Genomic DNA, 466 nt, shown 5'->3' with positions numbered 1-466 from the left:
CAAGCAGCGTTCGGGCCAACCGGACCCTCGGACCGGCGAAGGGTTGTCCAGGAAAGGCGAGCGGCCGGAGCGGCTTAGCTGCCGCTCATGCGGCCGCCGCACGAGCTTGGCCGCGAAATGACATCATCGTGGCTCTGTCACGGGAGGCCTCCGCCGGCCGTGCTTTCGTGCGATACCGGCGCCCGAACGGGGTCTTGCCGGGAATCCTGCCATGCTGAGTCCGGACGGCGCGCCGGCGCGGATGCCCGATCTCGCGCCGCTCTGCGAGCGCATCGCGCAGGCCGCGCACCGGGCGCTAATCGACGAGCTTGAGACCTATCCGAAGCCGGGCCTCGTCAGCCCCGTCGATGCCGGCAGCCACCGCGACATGGACGCCGGCACCCTGCGCCGGAGCGCCGGGGCGATCCGCCCCTTCTTCGTGCTGCTCGCGGCAGCCGGCGCGCGGAACGCGCCTCTCGCCGAGCTG

The 466-nt window shown here is 72.3% G+C and carries 1 protein-coding gene; it reads left to right on the top strand.

Annotated features, from left to right (window positions below; all coding sequences use genetic code 11):
* Positions 1 to 211: 211 nt before the first annotated feature.
* A partial coding sequence (locus O7A05_RS34135) for a triphosphoribosyl-dephospho-CoA synthase (protein ID WP_337097803.1) occupies positions 212 to 466 on the top strand: 255 nt, incomplete at its 3' end.

This window comes from Mesorhizobium argentiipisi (SeqCode) (assembly GCF_037179585.1).
Classification (GTDB): Bacteria; Pseudomonadota; Alphaproteobacteria; order Rhizobiales; family Rhizobiaceae; genus Mesorhizobium; species Mesorhizobium argentiipisi.
This window is presented reverse-complemented; position numbering and strand designations above follow the sequence as displayed.